The organism is Variovorax sp. Soil_C_33, from assembly GCF_057656935.1.
The window spans coordinates 22,662-40,919 of the sequence record NZ_JBDGJK010000027.1; the positions used below are offsets into that span (position 1 = coordinate 22,662).

Annotated in this window: 17 protein-coding genes; 3 read left to right on the top strand and 14 right to left on the bottom strand. The window is 67.1% G+C overall.

The window, feature by feature from the left end; genetic code table 11:
• Nucleotides 1–7: 7 nt before the first annotated feature.
• The 11 genes from AC3A6B_RS28425 to AC3A6B_RS28475 all read right to left on the bottom strand — a co-directional run bounded on the left by AC3A6B_RS28425 (nucleotide 8) and on the right by AC3A6B_RS28475 (nucleotide 11,717).
• Nucleotides 8–1,432, bottom strand: a complete 1,425-nt coding sequence (locus tag AC3A6B_RS28425) for an enolase C-terminal domain-like protein (RefSeq protein WP_487839988.1) — start codon at nucleotides 1,430–1,432, stop codon at nucleotides 8–10.
• The gene (locus AC3A6B_RS28430; RefSeq protein ID WP_487839989.1) at nucleotides 1,425–2,279 is read right to left on the bottom strand and encodes a sugar phosphate isomerase/epimerase family protein; all 855 of its coding nucleotides are present in this window, start codon (nucleotides 2,277–2,279) and stop codon (nucleotides 1,425–1,427) included. The genes AC3A6B_RS28425 and AC3A6B_RS28430 overlap by 8 nt, the downstream gene beginning before the upstream one ends.
• A gap of 12 nt (nucleotides 2,280–2,291) precedes the next feature.
• On the bottom strand, nucleotides 2,292–3,818 hold the full coding sequence (locus tag AC3A6B_RS28435) for a tripartite tricarboxylate transporter permease (protein ID WP_487839990.1): 1,527 nt from the start codon (nucleotides 3,816–3,818) through the stop codon (nucleotides 2,292–2,294).
• 15 nt (nucleotides 3,819–3,833) lie between these two features.
• Nucleotides 3,834–4,412 (bottom strand): tripartite tricarboxylate transporter TctB family protein, encoded by a 579-nt coding sequence (locus AC3A6B_RS28440; protein ID WP_487839991.1) that lies wholly within the window; start codon nucleotides 4,410–4,412, stop codon nucleotides 3,834–3,836.
• A complete protein-coding gene (locus AC3A6B_RS28445; protein WP_487839992.1) occupies nucleotides 4,409–5,419 on the bottom strand; it encodes a Bug family tripartite tricarboxylate transporter substrate binding protein in 1,011 nt (336 codons plus the stop codon). The genes AC3A6B_RS28440 and AC3A6B_RS28445 overlap by 4 nt, the downstream gene beginning before the upstream one ends.
• Nucleotides 5,420–5,486: 67 nt before the next feature.
• Nucleotides 5,487–6,554, bottom strand: coding sequence for a dihydrodipicolinate synthase family protein (locus tag AC3A6B_RS28450; RefSeq protein WP_487839993.1), 1,068 nt, complete (start codon nucleotides 6,552–6,554; stop codon nucleotides 5,487–5,489).
• A 2-nt stretch (nucleotides 6,555–6,556) separates the two neighbouring features.
• Entirely contained in the window at nucleotides 6,557–7,579 is a 1,023-nt protein-coding gene (locus AC3A6B_RS28455; RefSeq protein WP_487839994.1) for an NAD-dependent epimerase/dehydratase family protein, read from the bottom strand.
• 27 nt (nucleotides 7,580–7,606) lie between these two features.
• The gene (locus AC3A6B_RS28460; RefSeq protein WP_487839995.1) at nucleotides 7,607–8,794 is read right to left on the bottom strand and encodes a dihydrodipicolinate synthase family protein; all 1,188 of its coding nucleotides are present in this window, start codon (nucleotides 8,792–8,794) and stop codon (nucleotides 7,607–7,609) included.
• A gap of 10 nt (nucleotides 8,795–8,804) precedes the next feature.
• The gene (locus tag AC3A6B_RS28465) at nucleotides 8,805–9,968 is read right to left on the bottom strand and encodes a Gfo/Idh/MocA family protein (RefSeq protein WP_487839996.1); all 1,164 of its coding nucleotides are present in this window, start codon (nucleotides 9,966–9,968) and stop codon (nucleotides 8,805–8,807) included.
• Between the two features lie 24 nt (nucleotides 9,969–9,992).
• A complete protein-coding gene (locus tag AC3A6B_RS28470; RefSeq protein ID WP_487839997.1) occupies nucleotides 9,993–10,970 on the bottom strand; it encodes a tripartite tricarboxylate transporter substrate binding protein in 978 nt (325 codons plus the stop codon).
• A gap of 99 nt (nucleotides 10,971–11,069) precedes the next feature.
• Complete coding sequence (locus tag AC3A6B_RS28475; RefSeq protein WP_487839998.1) at nucleotides 11,070–11,717, bottom strand: TetR/AcrR family transcriptional regulator; 648 nt, start codon at nucleotides 11,715–11,717, stop codon at nucleotides 11,070–11,072.
• A gap of 93 nt (nucleotides 11,718–11,810) precedes the next feature.
• Between AC3A6B_RS28475 and AC3A6B_RS28480 the strand changes: the two genes are divergently transcribed.
• A complete protein-coding gene (locus tag AC3A6B_RS28480; protein ID WP_487839999.1) occupies nucleotides 11,811–13,535 on the top strand; it encodes a thiamine pyrophosphate-binding protein in 1,725 nt (574 codons plus the stop codon).
• Between the two features lie 59 nt (nucleotides 13,536–13,594).
• On the opposite strand, the gene AC3A6B_RS28485 is transcribed toward AC3A6B_RS28480, so the two are convergent.
• The gene (locus AC3A6B_RS28485; RefSeq protein WP_126836540.1) at nucleotides 13,595–14,011 is read right to left on the bottom strand and encodes an SWIB/MDM2 domain-containing protein; all 417 of its coding nucleotides are present in this window, start codon (nucleotides 14,009–14,011) and stop codon (nucleotides 13,595–13,597) included.
• 183 nt (nucleotides 14,012–14,194) lie between these two features.
• Nucleotides 14,195–15,121, bottom strand: coding sequence for a DMT family transporter (locus AC3A6B_RS28490; RefSeq protein WP_487840000.1), 927 nt, complete (start codon nucleotides 15,119–15,121; stop codon nucleotides 14,195–14,197).
• A 39-nt stretch (nucleotides 15,122–15,160) separates the two neighbouring features.
• Between AC3A6B_RS28490 and AC3A6B_RS28495 the strand changes: the two genes are divergently transcribed.
• Together AC3A6B_RS28495 and aceA are read left to right on the top strand one after the other, a co-directional pair.
• Complete coding sequence (locus AC3A6B_RS28495; protein WP_487840030.1) at nucleotides 15,161–15,577, top strand: gamma-glutamylcyclotransferase family protein; 417 nt, start codon at nucleotides 15,161–15,163, stop codon at nucleotides 15,575–15,577.
• A gap of 217 nt (nucleotides 15,578–15,794) precedes the next feature.
• On the top strand, nucleotides 15,795–17,114 hold the full coding sequence (aceA, locus tag AC3A6B_RS28500) for an isocitrate lyase (RefSeq protein WP_487840001.1): 1,320 nt from the start codon (nucleotides 15,795–15,797) through the stop codon (nucleotides 17,112–17,114).
• A gap of 74 nt (nucleotides 17,115–17,188) precedes the next feature.
• On the opposite strand, the gene AC3A6B_RS28505 is transcribed toward aceA, so the two are convergent.
• Complete coding sequence (locus AC3A6B_RS28505) at nucleotides 17,189–18,151, bottom strand: GlxA family transcriptional regulator (protein ID WP_487840002.1); 963 nt, start codon at nucleotides 18,149–18,151, stop codon at nucleotides 17,189–17,191.
• Between the last annotated feature and the right edge of the window lie 107 nt (nucleotides 18,152–18,258).

An 18,258-nucleotide genomic window follows, 5' to 3' on the forward strand; every position in this document is an offset into this window, starting at 1 on the left:
GAGGAAATCAGGTGGCGAGCGCCGTCATGGCGTCGAATTCGGGCATCGCGGAACTCGCGAAACCGGGGCAATCCAGCGAGCCGAGGGCGATGCGGCCGTTCGCGATGCGCAGGCGCACCGCACCGTGCGAGCGCTCGTAGAGATCGCCGTGCGCGTCGAGAAAGGCCTGCTGCTCTTCGCCCGGCAATGCGGCCATGCCGTTGACGTAGTGGTGGCCGTTGCGCTCCACGTGCGCGATGCCCAGCAGGTTGACCAGGGCCAGGTCCTGCTGCACGGCCAGGCCGGCCTGCGTGGTCAGGTCCTCGGCCGACATGAAGTAGCGGATCTGCGAGGCCTCGGCATTCCACGCCGCGCAGCGCGCCGCGTTGAGCAGCGACTTGTAGAAGCCCTTGCAGGTTTTCGATGACACGCCGGCATAGCCGCGCGCCCGGGCCCGGACGAAGCTGTCGAGCTCGCCGTCGGACTCGTCGATGATCACCGGCTTGCCGATGCTCGCGCTGCGCAGGTCGCGAAGGTCGCGTTCCAGCGCCAGCTTGCGCACGATCGGCTGCTCGATGAACAGGATCGAGGCGTAGAGGCGCGCCAGCGCAGGCGTCTCGCGCATGCGCGCCATCAGCTCGGCGATGCCGGCCGCATCGCTGTATTGCTCGTTGCCATCGAGCGAGACGAAGTAGGGATCGCCGATGCGGTCCAGCACGGCTTCGATCGCGCGCAGGCGCGCGAGGTCGGCATCGATGTCGCCGCCCACCTTGAGCTTGAAATAGCGGTGGCCGTAGGCGCGCACGACGTCCTCGAGCGTTTCCGGCAGGCCGTCGGCCACGGGCGCCTTCAGCTCGGCCGCGGTGATGGCATCGAGCATGCCGACGGTGTGGCGTGCCTCGATGTGCGCTGCGGGCGCGAGGCTGGCGAGGAAGGCGTCCATCTCCAACCCGTCGAACTCCGGGCGTGCCCGACCGATGCCCGCGGCATTGCTGCGCACTGCCGCGTAGAAGGACATCTGCAATGCCCGGCACAGCGCATCGAGCACAGCGCGGTCGAGCAGCGCAGGCCCGTAGCTGGCGAGGAGCGGATTGAAGCCGAGCCGCCCGGCCGCCAGGCGGTGCGCATCGTGGTGGCGCGCGAAATGGCCGAAGGCGCTCGCGCGCGTGCCGTCGCTCAGGTAGGCCTCGCGCGCGAGCGCGGTGACGCGGCGCAGCTGGTCGAAGTTGTCCTCGTTGCTGAGCGCGAGGTCCTTGTCGAACCACTTGGGCGCCATCAGTTCGGCGGCAGCGCCCCAGGCGCTCTGCCCATCGACGAACTCGATGCGCACGCGCGCGAAGGCCTGGGGACATTCGGTCAGCGTCACCACGCCGAAGCGGAAGGGCAGGCGCAGCACCACCGGGCGCTCGTACAGCGCAATCTCGCGGATCACGAAGCGCGGTGCCTCAACCACGGCCGACTCCGGCTGCTTCTTCGAGCCCGCGCAAATAGCCGATGGCGCGCGCGGCCGAGCCCATGCCGTCGGGCACGTAGTCGAAGGGTTCGACCGCGACGATGCCCTCGTAATGGCCGGCCTGCCGCATCTCGCGCAGCGCCGCGAGGATGGGCGCGAAGCGCATCTCGCCTTGCCCCGGCCCGCGGCGATTCGGGTCGTTCACCTGCACGTGGGCGATGTGGCCGGTGGGCATCCAGCGACGCATCAGCCCGGGCACGTCTTCGGCCTCGACCTGGCCTGCGGCACTGCAATCGATCATGGTCTTGAAGGCGGGCGAGGCGATAGCTTGGACCAGCTCGACCGCCTGGGCCACGGTGTTCAGCAGGTCGGTCTCGGCGGCGGACAGCGGCTCGATGCAATAGACCACGCCGCATTGCTGCGCGGACCGTGCGGCGGCCGCCAGGCATTCGCGCGCGCGTTCGAGCGCCGCCGCAGGCGTATCGCTCGGCGGCACCGAGCGCTGCTTGGGCGAGCCGTGCACCAGGTAGCGCCCGCCCATCAGCGCGCAGAGCTCGACCAGGCGCTGCATGACGGCGGTGGTCTTCCGGCGCAAGCCGGCGTCGGCGCTCACGATCGACAGGCCCGCGGGCGCCACCAGCAGCCAGTGCAGCCCGCTGATCTCGATGCCGTGGTCTCGCGCCATGCGGCCGAAGGCGCGCGCCTGCGCATCGCCGATGGCCATCGGGTCGGCCGCGAGCGTGAAAGGCGCCACCTCCAGCGCGTCGTAGCCCAGCGCCGTCGCGGCGCGGCACTGCGCCTCGAAGGGCAACTCCTTCAGGACCTCGTTGCAGAGAGAAAACTTCATGGATGGCCGACCTCAGGCGCTGCGGCGAAACACGAAGCGCTTGGCGCCGCCCCAGGCGCGGCGCAGGCGAACGTTCACGGCCGGGATGTACATCAGCATGGTGAGGATGGTGACGGCCGCCAGCGCCGCGCAGATGGGCCGCGTGAAAAAGGGCGCGACGCTGCCGTCGGACAGCACCAGGCCGCGTCGCAGGCTCTTGTCCAGCAGTTCGCCCAGCACCAGGCCCAGCACGAAGGGCGCCATCTCGTAGCCGCGGCGGCGCAGGAAGAAGGCGCCCACGCCGATGGCCAGCATGCAGTAGACGTCGAACAGGCGCGAGGCGATCGCGAAGGCGCCCACCGTGCACAGCACGAAGATCACCGGCATCAGCACCGAACGCCGCACGCGCAGCACGTGCAGCAGCGGCCGCACGAGGAAGAGCCCGAAGATCAGGATGCTGAAGGTGGCCAGCGTGGTCATCGCCACCACGTCGTAGACGAACTGCGGCGTCTTGATCATCAGCATCGGGCCGGGCTGGATGCCGTGGATGATCATCGCCGCCATCAGCACCGCCGCCGGCGCCGACCCCGGGATGCCGAGCGCCAGCGCCGGGATGATGCCGCCGGGGATGGCCGACATGTCGCCGGTCTCGGCCGCCATCAGGCCGTCGATCGAGCCCTTGCCGAACTGCTCGCGCTCGGGGCTCACGGTCTTGGCGGCCGCGTAGGACATCCAGGCGCCCGAGTCCTCGCCGATGCCGGGCAGGATGCCGGTCACCACGCCGATCACGCCGGAGCGGATCACGGTGCGCCAGTACTTCACCACCTCGCGAAAGCGCGGCAGCACCGAGTCCTTCATCTCGACGATCTTGCGCTCGATCGGGTCGGCCAGCGAGGTCAGCACCTCGGCGAAGCCGAAGGCGCCGATCAATGCCGGGATCAGTGCGATGCCGCCGGAGAGCTCGTCCCACCCGAAGGTGAAGCGGTCGTAGGCGTAGAGGCCCTCCTGCCCGATCTGCGCGATCAGGAGGCCCAGGCAGCCCATGATCCAGCCCTTGATTGGGTCTTCGCCGACGATGCTGCCCGACATTGCCACGCCGAAGAGCGCGAGCCAGAAGAACTCGAAGGCGCCGAAGGACAGCGCGATCTCGGCCAGCGCGGGCGTGAACATCGCCAGGCACAGCACGCCGAACAAGGTGCCGGTGAAGGCGCCCGAGGTCGCGATGCCGATCGCACGGCCGGCCTCGCCCTTGCGCGCGAGCGCATAGCCGTCGGCGCACGACGCGGCATTGGCCGCGGTGCCCGGGATGTTGAGCAGGATCGCACTGCGGCTGCCGCCGTAGAGCGTGCCGACGTAGGCGCAGATCAGGATCAGGATGGCGTCGTTGGGCGCCATCTTGATCGTGAGCGTGGTCAGGAGCGCGATGCACAGCGTGGCCGACAGGCCCGGCATGCAGCCCACCAGGATGCCCAGCAGCGCCCCGCCCAGGCCGTAGGTGATGGACCAGAAGTTCAGGAAGCTGAGGTACGAATGCCCCAGCATCTGCAAGCCTTCGAACATGTATGTTCCCCGCGCTCAGGGCAGGCGCACCAGGAAGAATTCCTGGAACACGAGCGTGATGATGACGCCGGCGCCGAGGCCCACGGCCAGTGCGAAGGCCAGGCCGCGCAGGCGCTGGTTGTTTGCCGTGCGCTGCGCGAACTGCAGCAGGCCGATGGTGACGGTGACGAAGATGGCGGCGGCGAGCCAGAAGGGCAGGCCGTGGCCGACCAGGCCGCCCGCGAAGCCGATGCACAACGCGAGCACGGTCCACATGCGGCGCATCTCGGCGCGGTCTTCCTCGGTGCGCGCGTGCGGCACGTGCGGCGCCTTGGCGAGGCGGCGCCATGAGCGGTAGAGCATCAAGAGGCCGAAGAACACGATTGCCGCGCCGAGCAGGCCCGGCAGCAGGCCCGGCACGGTGTAGGGGTTGATGTCCTGCCGCTCGAGCCGGTCCATGCGCAGCGAGCCGATGGTGGTCGCGATGCCGAGCGCGATCCAGCCCAGGGATTGCCAGAGGTCCGCGCGCGGCGAGGTCTTGCGCTCGTGCGCCGCGGCCTCCGCCTCTGCCGCGGCGCGCTCGGCGCCGGCGCTGTGGGCGGTATCGGTGGTCACGGCCGCGCGATGCCGAGCGTCTCGGGCGAGACTTTGGCCTTGCCGCTGTCGAAGAGCAGCCAGGCATTGGCCTGGATCGCCGGCGTCACGGCCGTCTGCGCCTCAGCGCCGTGGAGCGGCGCGAAGAGGGCGCCCCGGCTGGTGGCGTATTTTTTCAGCACCTCGCTCTTGGAAATGTTGTCGACCCAGATCTTCTCGACCGTCTTGACCACCTCGTCGGGCACGCCCTTGGGAATGAAGATGCCGAAGTAGTTGGCCGGCGCCTTGAAGCCCGGCAGCGTCTTCGAGAGCGGCTCGATGGGTCCGAAGCCTTCCAGCTCCAGCGCCTTGTCGCTCACCGTGGCCAGCGGGCGGATGCGCTTGCCGCGGATCATGTCGGCCTGCTCGACCGCGAGCTGCGTCGTGACCTCGGTCTCGCCGGCCACCGTGGCCACCACCGCCGGGTTGCCGCCGTCGTAGGTCACATGGCGGTACTTGACGCCGGTGCTCTTCGCGATGAGCTCCATCGCGTTGTGGCCGGCCGAGGTCACGCCGGCCGTGGCCACGCTGATCTGGCCGGGCTTGGCCTTCATCGCGTCCAGCAGCTCCTTGGCGTTCTTGTACGGCGCGGCTGCGTTCACGCCGATGACCTGCACGTTGGCGACGTTGAGGAACAGGTGCCAGTCGGCGATCTTGGTCTTGAGCATGCCCAGCGTTTCGTAGGAGCCCAGGTCCTGCGCCGCGCCGGCGGTCCAGGTGTAGCCATCCTTGGGTGCATCGAGCGCGCTCTTGCTGCCGATGGAGCCGGAGGCGCCGGGCTGGTTGACGATCACCACCTTCTGGCCCAAGGTCTTTTCGATCTCCGCCGCGGTGACGCGCGTCACCTGGTCGGTGGAGCCGCCAGCGGCCCACGGCACGATGATGGTGATGGGCCGCTCGGGCTTCCACTGCTGGGCCAGGGCAGACCCGCCGAGCGCGGCGAGTGCCGCGGCGACGGCGATGCTTCGGATCAAGGTGCGCTTCTGCATGGTGTCTCCTGGTGATGAGTTGGACTGGGGAAACGGGATGCGAAAACCTTTGAAAATGAAGCGGCCCTCAGCCGAGCCAGCGCTCCAGATGTTCGGCGACGAAGCCGTCGTCGTGCAGTTCGGGGTAGGCGTCGTGCACGCGCGTGAGCTCGGCCGCCTGGCCCGGGCTCAAGCCTTCCTGCGGGTCGAGGCACCAGGTGCCCGCCAGCAGGCCCTGGCGCCTGAGCACCTCGTGGCAGCCGGCGATGCAGCCGCGGAATTCGTTGGCGACGTCGAACAGGGCGGCGTTGCAGTCGGTCACCTGCGCGTCGAGCGTCAGCAACTCCGCGGGCACCGATGGGGCTGAAGCGATGTCGTGGATGCGCGCGAGCAGCTGCACGGCGCGGCGCGTGCCCACGCTCCAGTGCCCGAGCAGGCCGCCCTTGATGCGCACCGGAACTTCCTTGCCGTCGCGCATGAAGCGGTAGGGCGTGAGCAGGTCCAGCACGATGTGGTCGTCGTTGCCGGTGTAGAGCGTGACGCGCGCCTCGGCGCCGGCCTCGACCACGCCGCGCAGCACGTCCAGCGTGCGGTAGCGGCTGAAGGGCGCCATCTTGATGGCCACCACGTTGTCGATGGCGGCGAAGCGGCGCCAGAAGCTGGCGGGCAGGTGGATGCCGCCCACCGCGGGCTGGAGATAGAAGCCCACCAGCGGCATGAGCTCGGCGATGGCGTGGCAGTGGTCGACGAGCGCGTCTTCGCCCGCGCCCTTCATCGCGGCCAGGCTCAGCAGGCCGGCGTGATAGCCCAGCCCGCGCGCGGTGATCGCTTCGGCGGCGGCTTGCGCGGTCGAGCCGGCCAGGCCGGCGACCATGAAGAGCGGGCGCTTGCCGTCCAGCGTTTCCCACGTGAGCGCTTCCTGCATCGCGAGTTCGAGCACCGGCTCGTAGAGGCCCGCCTCGCGGATCGCGAACTGGGTCGAATGCACGCCCACCGCCAGGCCGCCGGCGCCGGCGTCGAGGTAGTAGCGGCTCATCGCACGCTGGCGGCGTTCGTCGAGCTTGCGGTCGGCATCGAGTGCGAGCAGGTGCGCAGGAATCACTGCGCCGCGCTTCAGCAGCGCGAACGAGGCGGGCGGGATCTCGGAGTAGTGCATGGTCAGTACTTGCCGTCGCGCGCTTCGAAGTGCGTGGGCTTGCGGAGGCTCGTCATGCCGCGTCGCGTCCAGTCGGCCGCCCAGTCCATCATGCGCGCGAGCGAGACCTGCTGCGGGCCGAACAATGCGAAGGCGCGGCTGCAGTCGATCAACCAGGCGGTGCCGGCCTCGCGGCCGGCGAAGATGGCTTCGACGCCGAGGCGCTGCGCGAGCCCTTCCGCCGCTTCGCGAATCGAGATGGCCGGCCCGCTCAGGTTGAGCGGCGAGGTCGGCGTGTCGCAGTGGGCCAGGGCGCGCAGCGTCCAGTCGTTGGCTTCGCCCTGCCAGATGATGTTGGCGTGGCCCATGGTCAGATCGATCGGCTCGCGCGCGATGAGCTTCTGCGCCAGGTCGTGCAGCACGCCGTAGCGCATGTCGATCGCATACGAAAGCCGGATCAGCCGCCCTGGCGTGCCGTGCAGGTGGGAGAAATGCTGGAACATCCGCTCGCGCGCGACGCAGGAGTTCGCGTACTCGCCGGGCGGCGGCGTCGGCGGCACGTCTTCGCGTGCGCCCGGTCCGCGCACGTCGGCGAAGGGGTACACGCAGGCAGTCGAGAAGGCCACGATGCGCGAATTGCGCCAGCGCTCCGCCACCAGCGCCGGCACATGGGCGTTCATCGCCCAGGTCAGCCATTCGCTGCCGGAGGAGCCGAACTTGCGCCCGGCCATGAAGACCACATTCGGCGCGTCGGGCAGGGCGGCCAGCGCCTCGCGCGAGAGCAGGTCGGCTTCGATGCAGTCGATGCCCTGGCTTTCGAGCCGTTCGCGCAGGCCGGGTTGGGAAAAACGCGCCACGCCGATCACGCGCCGTCGGGGCGTCGCGCGCTTGGCCATGCGCGCCAGCGTCGGGCCCATCTTGCCGCCCACGCCAAGCACCAGGATGTCGCCGTCGACCTTCTGAAGCGTCTGCATGAGCGCCGCGGAAGGCTGCGACATGACGTCCTCGAGCTGTTCGAGGTCTTCGAAGCGGTCGGGCAATGGCATGTGGCGATCCCCGTGTGGCGTGTGCGATCAGCCGTCCACGCCGTGCATCGCGAGCAGCGTTTTCATGCGCGTGACAGCCAGTTCCGGCTGCTCCAGCAGATTGGCCGCATCGGCCAGCCGGAACAGCTCCGCGAAGTGCGGCAGCGAGCGCGTGCTCTGCTGGCCGCCGACCATCGCGAAGTGCTTCTGATGGCCGTTGAGCCAGGCCATGAACACCACGCCGGTCTTGTAGAAGCGCGTGGGCGCCGCGAAGATGTGGCGCGACAGCGGCACCGTGGGGCCGAGGATCGCGTGGAACTGCTCGGTGTTCCCTTGCGCCAGCTCACCCAGCGCTGCGCTCGCGGCCGGCGCGATGGCGTCGAAGATGCCCAGGAGCGCATCGCTCTGCCCGTGCATCGGCTCGCTGCCGTGGCCATCGCCCTCGATCAGCTCGGCATAGTTGAAGTCGTCGCCGGTGTACATGCGCACGCCCGAAGGCAGGCGGCGGCGCATCGCGATCTCCTTGTCTTTGTCGAGCAGCGAGATCTTGATGCCGTCGACCTTGCGCGGATGGGCGGCGATGATGCCGAGTGCGGTCTCCATCGCGGCGTCGATGTTCTTCGTCCCCCAGTAGCCCGCGAGCGCCGGGTCGAACATGTCGCCGAGCCAGTGCAGCACCACCGGCTGCCTCGCCTGCGAGAGGATGCGGTCGTACACGCGCTCGTAGTCGGCCGGGCTCTTCGCGACATGGGCCAGCGCGCGGCTGGCCATCACGATCAGCTTGCCGCCGAGCGCCTCGATGGCTTCCATCTGGTCTTCGTAGGCGCGGATCACATCGTCGACGTTCTTGACGTCGATCAGGCTCAGGTGGTCGGTGCCGCAGCCGGAGGCGACCAGTGCGCCCGGCACGTCCTTCGCCGCGTCGAGCGAGCGGCGAATCAGCTCGAGCGAGGTCGGCCAGTCCAGGCCCATGCCGCGCTGCGCGGTGTCCATCGCCTCGGCCACACCCAGGCCCAGCGACCACAGATGGCGGCGGTAGGCGATGGTGGCGTCCCAGTTGACGGCACATTCGAGCCAGGGGTCGATCGCGGCCAGCGGATCGGCCACTACGTGCGCGGCCGAGTAGGCGATGCGGTCGAACTTGACGCCCGCGGGCGGCTTGACGGGCGTGCTGCCGCGCAGCGTATAGGGTGCAAGCGCGCCGCTTGCGGTGGGAAGCGTCAGGGAGAGAGCCATCGGACCATCCTCAGATCTTCAGCGCCGGCACGTCGATCCAGCGCCGGTCCTTCCACGATTCGAGCGCAGCCTCGACCAGCTGCACGCCCTTGGCGCCTTCGGGCAGCGTCCACTTGTAGGGCGCGTTCTCCACCACGTGGCGAATGAAGTGTTCCCACTGGATCTTGAAGCCGTTGTCGTAGGCCTGCGAGTCGGGAATCTCCTGCCACTGGTCGAAGAAGTTCATGTTCTGCTTCTCGTCCGGGTTCCACACCGGCCGCGGCGTGGCGACGCGCGATTGCGCCCGGCACGACGAGAGCCCGGCGACGGCAGAGCCGTCGGTGCCGTCGACATGGAAGGTCACGAGGTCGTCGCGGCGCACGCGCGTGGCCCAGCTCATGTTGAGTTGCGCGATCACCGGCTCGCCGTTGTGTCCCTTAAGTTCGCAAGTGGCGTATGCGGCGTCGTCGGCGGTGGCTTCGTAGGGCTTGCCGTCCTCGTCCCAGCGCTTCGGGATGTGCGTCGCGCCGAGGCAGGACACCGATTGCACCTCGCCAAACAGGTTGTCCAGCACATAGCGCCAGTGGCACATCATGTCCAGGATCATGCCGCCGCCGTCTTCCTTGCGGTAGTTCCACGAAGGGCGCTGGATCGGCTGCAGGTCGCCCTCGAATACCCAGTAGCCGAACTCCAGGCGCACCGACAGCATGCGGCCGAAGAAGCCGGCGCGGCGCAGCATATCGAGCTTGCGCAGGCCGGGCAGGAAAAGCTTGTCCTGCACCGCGCCGTGCTTGAGGCCCGAGCCCTCGGCCAGGCGTGCGATCTCCACCGCCTCGTTGAGGTTGGTCGCGATCGGCTTCTCGCAATAGACATGCTTGCCGGCGCGGATCGCCTTCGCGAGCAAGGTGGGGCGCATCTGCGTGGTGCCGGCATCGAAGAAGATCGAGTCGTCCCTGTTCTCGAGCGCGCGGTCGAGATCGGTGCCCCAGCGCTGGATGCCGTGCGCCTTGGCCAGCGCCTCGATCTTCTCGGCATTGCGGCCGATCAGGATCGGGTCGGGCATGACCCGGTCGCCGTTGGAGAGCGTGACGCCGCCCTGGGCGCGGATCGCGACGATGGAGCGAATCAGATGCTGGTTCATGCCCATGCGTCCGGTGACGCCGTGCATGATGATTCCGAGTCGTTGCTGTGCCATGTATGTGTTTCCTTCCTTGGGTCCTTACTGCGTCGGCGTGAGGCCTGCAGCCTTTACGAGCTTGGCGTTGCTGGCGATTTCTTCCTTGATGTAGGCGTCGAACTGCTCGGGCTTGAGCGTCCAGGCGTCGGCACCGAGCTTCAGGAAGCGTTCCTTGACTTCCGGGCTGGCGAGCGCCTTCGCGACCTCGTCGTGGAGCCGGTTCACGATCTCGCGCGGCGTCTTGGCGGGCGCCATCATTCCGATCCAGAAATTGAACTCGGAGCCGGGCACGCCGGCCTCGGACGTGGTCGGCACGTCGGGCAGCGCCGCCGCGCGCTTGGGCGAGCCCACGGCCAGCGCGAGCAGCTGGCCATCCTTGATCTGGCCGATGACGGGCGCGATCGGCGAGAAGTAGTAGTCGACGCGGCCGGCCAGCACTTCGGTCACGGCCTCGGCCGAACCCTTGAACGGGATGTTGGTGGCATCGATGTTGGCCGCCAGCTTGAACTTCTCGGCGTTCAAGTGCGTGGCGCTGCCCTGGCCGGCGGAGGCGAAGTTGATGCTGCCGGGCTTGGCCTTGGCGGCGGCGATCAGCTCCTTCAGCGTCTTGATGTTCTTCGAGGGCGAGATCACCAGCGCGTTCGGCAGCGAGGCGATCGGCGTCACGCCGGTGAAGTCGCCCACCGTGTCGAAAGGCAGCTTGGCGAAGGTCGAGGGGCTGACCGTGTGCGAGGACGAGTGGATCATGATCGTGTAGCCGTCCGGCGCGGCCGTCGCCACGGCCTGCTGGCCGATGGTGCCGCTGGCGCCGCCGCGGTTGTCGATCACCAGCGTCTGGCCCATGCTGGCTCCCATCTTGTCGGCGATGGCGCGCGCAATGATGTCGGTGGTGCTGCCGGCCGCGAAGGGCACGATCACGCGGATCGGCTTGTTGGGATAGGCGCCCTGCGCCGCGGCGCCGAACGAGGTGCAAAGCGCCAGCGCGGCGATGAGGGCGGTGCGTCGGGTGGTGGGTCGCATGGGGAGTCTCCTTGTGTGCAATTCACCAAAAAGTGAATTAGAGATTCTAGGAAGGCACTCGCCGGCCCGTCAACGGCCGGACCCTAGGAGATACCCCTATCAGCGCAGCACGTAGCCCAGCACCAGGTCGGTCATGTGCGACAGCCGCTGCGCCATGGCCTTGGGCGCGCGCAGGTCGCGGCCGAAGACGGCCGACAGCGTGTCGTTGTTCGAGAGGTAGAAGTAGCAGAGCGAGGCGATGGAGATATAGAGCTGCACCGGGTCGACGCCGGCGCGAAAGAGGTTGTCCCGGCGCCCGCGCTCGAGCACCGTGTCGAGCAGCTGGACCAGCGGCGAGTTCATTTCCTGGATGCGGTCCGAGCGCTTGAGATGCGCCGCGCGGTGCAGGTTCTCACTATTGAGAAGCGTGATGAACTCGGGGTGCTCGAGGTAGTAGTGCCAAGTGAAGGAGATCAATCGGCGGATCGCTTCGACCGGCTCGATCTCGTCGAGGTGGAGCATCTGCTCTGCCTCGCGGATATCGGTGTAGGTGCGTTCGAGCACGGCCAGGAACAGGTCGTCCTTGCTGCCGAAGTAGTAGTAGATCAGGCGCTTGTTGAGCCCGGCGCGCGCCGCGATGCTGTCCATGCGCGCACCGGCGAGGCCGCGCTGCGCGAACTCGTCCCGGGCCGAGGCGAGGATCGCGAGTTGCGAGCGATCGGCATCGCGCGAGCGCGGTTCGGCGGGCGTGGGGGATGGAGCCTTCATGGACGAAATTTAACCAGTTAGTGAATTAAGGCAAGGGATTTCGGCGCACGCAGATAATCCGCGCACCGATATTGCAACAGAGGCATCACGTCCATGAGTTCATCGCAACCCGCAGGCCATTTGATCGTCGAGTGCCTGGTCGAGCAAGGCGTGGAACTGGCCTTCGGCGTCCCGGGCGAGAGTTTCCTGGCGGTGCTCGACGGCTTCCATGCCTACGGCGAGCGCATCCGCTTCATCGTCAATCGCCAGGAAGGCGGGGCCGCCTTCATGGCCGAGGCGCACGGCAAGCTCACGGGCCGGCCGGGCATCTGCTTCGTCACGCGCGGTCCTGGTGCCACCAATGCCTCGATCGGCGTGCACAACGCTTTCCAGGATTCGACGCCGATGATTCTTTTCGTGGGCGACGTCGGCAGCGACTTCCGCGATCGCGAGGCCTTCCAGGAGGTCGACTACGGCAGCTTCTTCGGTCCCAGCACCAAGGGTTTTGCCAAGCGCGTGGAGCGCATCGACGATGCGAACCGCATCCCCGAGTACATCGCACGCGCCTTCGCCACGGCGATGAACGGCCGTCCCGGGCCGGTGGTGCTCGTGCTGCCCGAAGACATGCTGCGCACCATGACCTCGGCGCGGCCGCTCGCCCGCGTGGAGGCCGTGCAGCCCTGGAGCGACCCCGGCGCCTTGCGTACGCTGCGCGAGCTGCTGATGAAGGCCGAGCGTCCGCTGGTGATCGCCGGCGGCGGCGGCTGGACTGTGCAGGCGGCCCAGGCGCTGCAACGCTTCGCGGAGAACTGGCGGCTGCCGGTCGCCAATGCCTTCCGCTTCCAGGACACCTTCGACAACCATCATCCGCTCTATGCCGGCGACGTCGGCATCGCGATCAATCCGAAGCTGGCCGAGCGCGTGAAGCAGAGCGACCTGATCCTCGCGATCGGCCCGCGCCTCGGCGAGATGACCACCGGCGGCTATACGCTGCTCGAAGCGCCGAAGGCAAGGCAGACGCTGGTGCACATCCATGCGAGCGTCGAAGAGCTCAACCGCGTCTACCAGGCCGACCTGGCCATCAATGCAGGCATGAGCGCAGCCGCACGCAGCCTTGAGGTGCTGAGCGCGCCGGCCGAACTGCCGTGGGAAGCGTGGACCGCGCAGGCCAACGCGGACTACCTCGCGAACCTCGAGCCCCAGGCCCTCGCAGGCCTGCCGGCGGAGGCGCCGCGCGGCGCGGTCGACATGGCGGCGGTGGTTCGCCTGCTGCAGCAGCACCTGCCCGAGGACGCAGCCATCACCAACGGCGCGGGCAACTTCGCCGGCTGGGTGCATCGCTACTTTCGTTATCACGGCCTCGTGAAGGGCCACAAGACGCAGCTCGCGCCGACCAGCGGTGCGATGGGCTACGGCGTGCCTGCAGGCATCGCGGCCAACCTCGCGACCGGGCGCATCGCCTTCACCATTGCCGGCGACGGCGACTTCCTGATGAACGGCCACGAGCTCGCCACCGCTTCGCAGCATGGCGGCAAGAGCATCATCGTGCTGCTCAACAACGGCATGTTCGGCACCATCCGCATGCACCAGGAGCGCGAGTACCCGACGAAGGTGAGCGGCACGGCTCTGCGCAATCCGGACTTCTGCGCGCTGGCCCGCGCCTACGGCTATGCGGCCGAACGCGTGACAGAGACCGGCCAGTTCGAAGCGGCGCTGCTGCGCGCGCTGGCGGCCGATACGGGGACGCTGATCGAGATTCCGCTGGACCCCGAGGTGATCACCACGCGCGGCACGCTGTCGTCCATCACCCAGGCCGCGCAGGCGCGGCCGGCCGCGTAGGCGAAAAAAAGCCGGCTTGCGCCGGCTTCTTTCATTCGGGCGCCGATGGCGCCCGAGGCTCACTTGACGTGCTTGCCGATCAAGGAGGCGAGCTCGAACATCGACACTTGCGGCTTGCCGAAGATTTCCTTCAGCTTGGCATCGGCGTTGATGTTGCGCTTGTTGGCCTTGTCTTGAAGGTTGTTCTTCTTGATGTAGTCCCACAGCTTGCTCACGACAGCGGTGCGCGGCAGAGGCGTCGAGCCGACCACGGCAGCGAGTGCCGGGCTGGGGGTCAAGGCCTTCATGAACGCGGCGTTGGGCGTGCGCTTCTTTGCGGGAGCTGCCTTCTTCGCAGGAGCCTTCTTGGCGGGAGCGGCCTTCTTAGCGGGTGCTGCCTTCTTCGCCGCAGCCTTCTTGGCAGGCGCCGCCTTCTTGGCCGGAGCGGCCTTCTTCGCAGGAGCTTTCTTGGCCGGAGCCTTCTTTGCAGTTGCCATGGTTGATTTCCTTTTTTGGATTGGACACTTTCACCAATGAAAAGCGGTGTCTCCACTGGCATTGCGGATGCTAAAGGAGAAAAAACGCGTTTCCAAGGGAAAAAGCGCTTTTTTCATTGGGAGCTGTTGTTTTTTCAGAGGAGAGAAGCGCTCGTTTTCCCTCTGAGCGACGCGCGAGCTGTCTCAGGGGCGGCGCGAAGGCCACGTCGCGAGCACCACGCCGAGCAGCGCAAGCGCGAACGCACAGACCTGCAGCAGCGACAAGCTCTCGCCGAGAACGAGCACGCCGACGACGGCCGCGCTGACAGGTAGCATCACGGTGAACACGCCGGCCTGCGAGGCGGGCACCCCCTTCAAGCCGGTCATCCAGAGCCACACGGTCCAGATGCTCGCGGCCAGCGCATAGACGATCAGGAGGCCCCAGAGGCCGAGCGACACCGCGCCGAAATCGAAGCGAAGCGCGAACCAGATGCCCAGCGGCGTCGAAAGCACGAAGCCCCAGAGGTTGATCAGCGAAGAGATGCGCTTGGGTCCGAGCCGCCCGGTGAGCGACTTGCCGATCACCGCGTACGCGGACTCGCAGAGCACGGCGCAGAAGACCAGCAGGTTGCCGAGCCAGGGCATCGATGCCGACGCGCCGCTGCCTGGATGGGCTTGCGCATGTGCCGGCGCGAACGCGAGCAGGCCGATGCCGAGCGCCGCGCAGGCGATCGCGATCCAGATGCGCAGCGTGATGCGCTCGCGCAGGAACAGCCAGCTCGTGAGCGCGACGACGGCGGGGATCGACGCCATGATCACGCCGGCCGACACCGCGCTGGTCAGGCTCACGCCGAACAGCATGCAGATCGAGAACATGAAATTGCCGAGGAAGGACTCGAGAAAGACCAGGCCGCGCGTGCGCGCCGTCATCGCGGGCTCGTCGCTCGGACGGCGCAGCCAATGCGGCATCGCCAGCGCCGCGATGCCGAAGCGCAGCCAGGCGAGCAGCAGCACCGGGAAGGCAACCACCAGGGGCTTGGAGAGCGCGACGTAGCTGCCGACGAGCGACATGCTCAAAGCCAGGCAACCGTAGGCCACGAAGCGGCCGGGTGCGGGGAGGGCGGTGTTCAATAGACTGGGGCGCGTTGCGCTGCAAGGATTGATTCGATGATGCCCCATTCCGCAGGCCGGGCAGGCCCGACCCGCCACGTGTTCGTCTACGGCACCCTGCGCGCGGGCGGGCGCAACGACATCGCGCGCTTCTCGCCCGCGCCCGAGCATGTGGCCGACACTTCCGTCGCCGGCACGCTGTACGACCTGGGCAGCTATCCGGGCGCCGTGCTCGGCGGGACTGCGCGGGTGGTCGGCGAGGTCTATGCCATCACATCGGCACTCGAAGCACAGCTCGATCTGCTCGAGGAAGTGAAGCCTGACGACAGCGGCGAATACATCAAGCGCGAAGTGAAAGTGCAAGCCGGCGCGGAGGAACTCGTGTGCCTGGTCTACGAGATCCATCCGAAGCGCATCGTCGGCAGGCCGGTGATCGCAAGCGGCGACTGGCTGGCGCACAGGCCCTCGATTTCATGAATGAAGAGTTCATTGCGTATTGTGAAATCCGCGCATGCTGCATCGCAATATTTTTTCTCAATACAAGAAAATTTATTCCGCATTGAGAAAATCATGCGTAAGTGATTGATTTTTAAGGGTGAAATATATGTCTTCTATAAGACATAAGAGTAGAGGCTTGTCGTACAGTCATTCCACGGCCGCAACGCCCAACTCTCAACCAACCCTCGGAGTAACCATGCCCCAAACCATCACTGAACAAATGAGCCGCGAACAGCAAATCGCTGCCCTCGAAAAAGACTGGGCCACCAACCCGCGCTGGAAGGGCATCAAGCGCGGCTACAGCGCAGCCGACGTGGTGCGCCTGCGCGGTTCCTTCCCGATCGAGTACACCCTCGCGCGCCGCGGCGCCGAGAAGCTCTGGGATCTCGTGAACAACGAGCCTTACGTCAACTGTCTGGGCGCACTCACCGGTGGCCAAGCCATGCAGCAGGTCAAGGCCGGCGTCAAGGCGATCTATCTGTCCGGCTGGCAAGTCGCTGCCGACAACAACAGCTACGCCTCGATGTACCCCGACCAGTCGCTCTACCCGGTCGACTCGGTGCCGACGGTGGTCGAGCGCATCAACAACACCTTCCGCCGCGCCGACGAGATCCAGTGGTCCAAGGGCAGCAACCCCGGTGACAAGGACTATGTCGACTACTTTGCGCCGATCGTGGCGGATGCCGAAGCAGGCTTCGGCGGCGTGCTCAACGGCTTCGAGCTGATGAAGGCGATGATCAAGGCCGGCGCCGGCGGCGTGCACTTCGAAGACCAGCTCGCTTCGGTCAAGAAGTGCGGCCACATGGGCGGCAAGGTGCTGGTACCGACCACCGAAGCAGTGCAGAAGCTGATCGCGGCGCGCATGGCGGCCGACGTCTGCGGCACGCCGACGCTCGTGATTGCCCGCACCGATGCCGAAGCGGCCGACCTGCTGACCAGCGACTACGACGAGAACGACAAGCCCTTCCTCACGGGCGAGCGCACCGCCGAAGGCTTCTACAAGACCAAGAAGGGCATCGACCAGGCCATCTCGCGCGCCGTCGCCTACGCCCACTACGCCGACCTGGTGTGGTGCGAGACCGGCACGCCCGACCTCGAGTTCGCGCGCAAGTTCGCCGAAGCGGTGCACAAGGTGCATCCCGGCAAGATGCTGGCGTACAACTGCTCGCCCTCGTTCAACTGGAAGAAGAACCTCGACGACGCGACCATCGCCAAGTTCCAGAAGGAGCTGGGCGCCATGGGCTACAAGTACCAGTTCATCACGCTGGCCGGCATCCACTCGATGTGGTTCAACATGTTCGACCTGGCGCAGGACTACGTGAAGCGCGGCATGTCGGCATACGTCGAGAAGGTGCAGGAGCCCGAGTTCGCGGCGCGCGACCGCGGCTACACCTTCGTGTCGCACCAGCAGGAAGTCGGCACCGGCTATTTCGATGAAGTGACCACCGTGATCCAGGGCGGCAAGTCGAGCGTGACGGCGCTCACCGGTTCGACCGAGGAAGAGCAGTTCCACTGATCTCTGATCTCATCGACGCTTGAGTTTTGTCCCCGCGCGAGCAATCCGCGGGGTTTTTTTCGCCTCGCCTCGCCTCAGTCGACCGTGCGCAGCTCTCGCACGCCGCGGCCTAGGCGCTGGCGCAGCAGGGCGCGCAGCGTCACGCCCTCGGCGTAGCCCACCAGCGTCGCGATCTGTTCCAGGCTCTTGTCGCTGGTCTTGAGCAGATGGACGGCGCGTTCCACGCGCAAGTCCTGGAAATAGGACAGAGGCGTCTTGCCGAGCACCTGCTGCATGCGGCGGGCCAGGGTGCGCTTGCTGGTGCCGGCGGCCGCAGCCGCCTCGTCGAGTGAAAAGCCGTTTGCCAGCCGGCCGCGGGCCCAGCGCTCGAAGCGCTCCACGGTCGGGTCCGAGTGGCTTAGGTGAGCGGTGATCACGTAGGCGGACTGGGAAGGCCGCGAGTCGACGATCAGGTATTTCGCCACCAGCGCTGCGAGTTCGGGGCTGGCTTGGCGCACTAGCAGCAAAGCCATGTCGATGTGGCTCAGCGCCGCGCCTGCCGTGACGAAGGCGCCGGAGCTCACCAGCATGCGCGATTCGTCGAGCTTCACTGTCGGATAGCGCTGGCGAAACAACGAGGCCAGCCACCAGGTTGTGGTGGCGTGTTGCTGGTCGAGCAGCCCTGACTCCGCCAACACGAAGGTGCCGATGCAGGCTGCGGCGATCCGGACACCCCGGCCGGCTTGCGTGCGCAACGCGTCGCCGGTCTCCGCGACGTCGCGTCGTTGCAGCGCGGTCTGAAGGCCGTCGGGCATCTTCTCGCCGATTGCGGGCACGACGATCCAATCCGGCTTGCCGGCGTCGGGCGATGAGGCCACGGGCACGCTCAGGCCCTGCGAGGTGCGGATCCTCTTTCTCACACCGGTGAGCTTCGTCTCGAAAGGAGCGACGTCCAGACCGAGCATGTCGGCCAATTCGTTGGCTGTGGTGAACACGTCCTGGACCGTGGCCAGGCCGGTGTCGAACACGCCGTCGAGTGCGAGGATGTTGACTTTCATGGCAACAACGATATCAAAGATGTCAAAAATGCCAATGGATCCTGTGCCACTGGAGGCCTAGAGTCACCGCCATGGACGCGCAATCCCGCGCTTCCGTATCTACCGGA

Coding starts and splice junctions, on each gene's coding strand:
- AC3A6B_RS28430 (WP_487839989.1), bottom strand. CDS start 2,279: ATGAAGTTTTCTCTCTGCAACGAGGTCCTGAAGGAGTTGCCCTTCGAG.
- AC3A6B_RS28435 (WP_487839990.1), bottom strand. CDS start 3,818: ATGTTCGAAGGCTTGCAGATGCTGGGGCATTCGTACCTCAGCTTCCTG.
- AC3A6B_RS28445 (WP_487839992.1), bottom strand. CDS start 5,419: ATGCAGAAGCGCACCTTGATCCGAAGCATCGCCGTCGCCGCGGCACTC.
- AC3A6B_RS28450 (WP_487839993.1), bottom strand. CDS start 6,554: ATGCACTACTCCGAGATCCCGCCCGCCTCGTTCGCGCTGCTGAAGCGC.
- AC3A6B_RS28455 (WP_487839994.1), bottom strand. CDS start 7,579: ATGCCATTGCCCGACCGCTTCGAAGACCTCGAACAGCTCGAGGACGTC.
- AC3A6B_RS28460 (WP_487839995.1), bottom strand. CDS start 8,794: ATGGCTCTCTCCCTGACGCTTCCCACCGCAAGCGGCGCGCTTGCACCC.
- AC3A6B_RS28465 (WP_487839996.1), bottom strand. CDS start 9,968: ATGGCACAGCAACGACTCGGAATCATCATGCACGGCGTCACCGGACGC.
- AC3A6B_RS28470 (WP_487839997.1), bottom strand. CDS start 10,970: ATGCGACCCACCACCCGACGCACCGCCCTCATCGCCGCGCTGGCGCTT.
- AC3A6B_RS28475 (WP_487839998.1), bottom strand. CDS start 11,717: ATGAAGGCTCCATCCCCCACGCCCGCCGAACCGCGCTCGCGCGATGCC.
- AC3A6B_RS28480 (WP_487839999.1), top strand. CDS start 11,811: ATGAGTTCATCGCAACCCGCAGGCCATTTGATCGTCGAGTGCCTGGTC.
- AC3A6B_RS28485 (WP_126836540.1), bottom strand. CDS start 14,011: ATGGCAACTGCAAAGAAGGCTCCGGCCAAGAAAGCTCCTGCGAAGAAG.
- AC3A6B_RS28495 (WP_487840030.1), top strand. CDS start 15,161: ATGCCCCATTCCGCAGGCCGGGCAGGCCCGACCCGCCACGTGTTCGTC.
- aceA (WP_487840001.1), top strand. CDS start 15,795: ATGCCCCAAACCATCACTGAACAAATGAGCCGCGAACAGCAAATCGCT.
- AC3A6B_RS28505 (WP_487840002.1), bottom strand. CDS start 18,151: ATGAAAGTCAACATCCTCGCACTCGACGGCGTGTTCGACACCGGCCTG.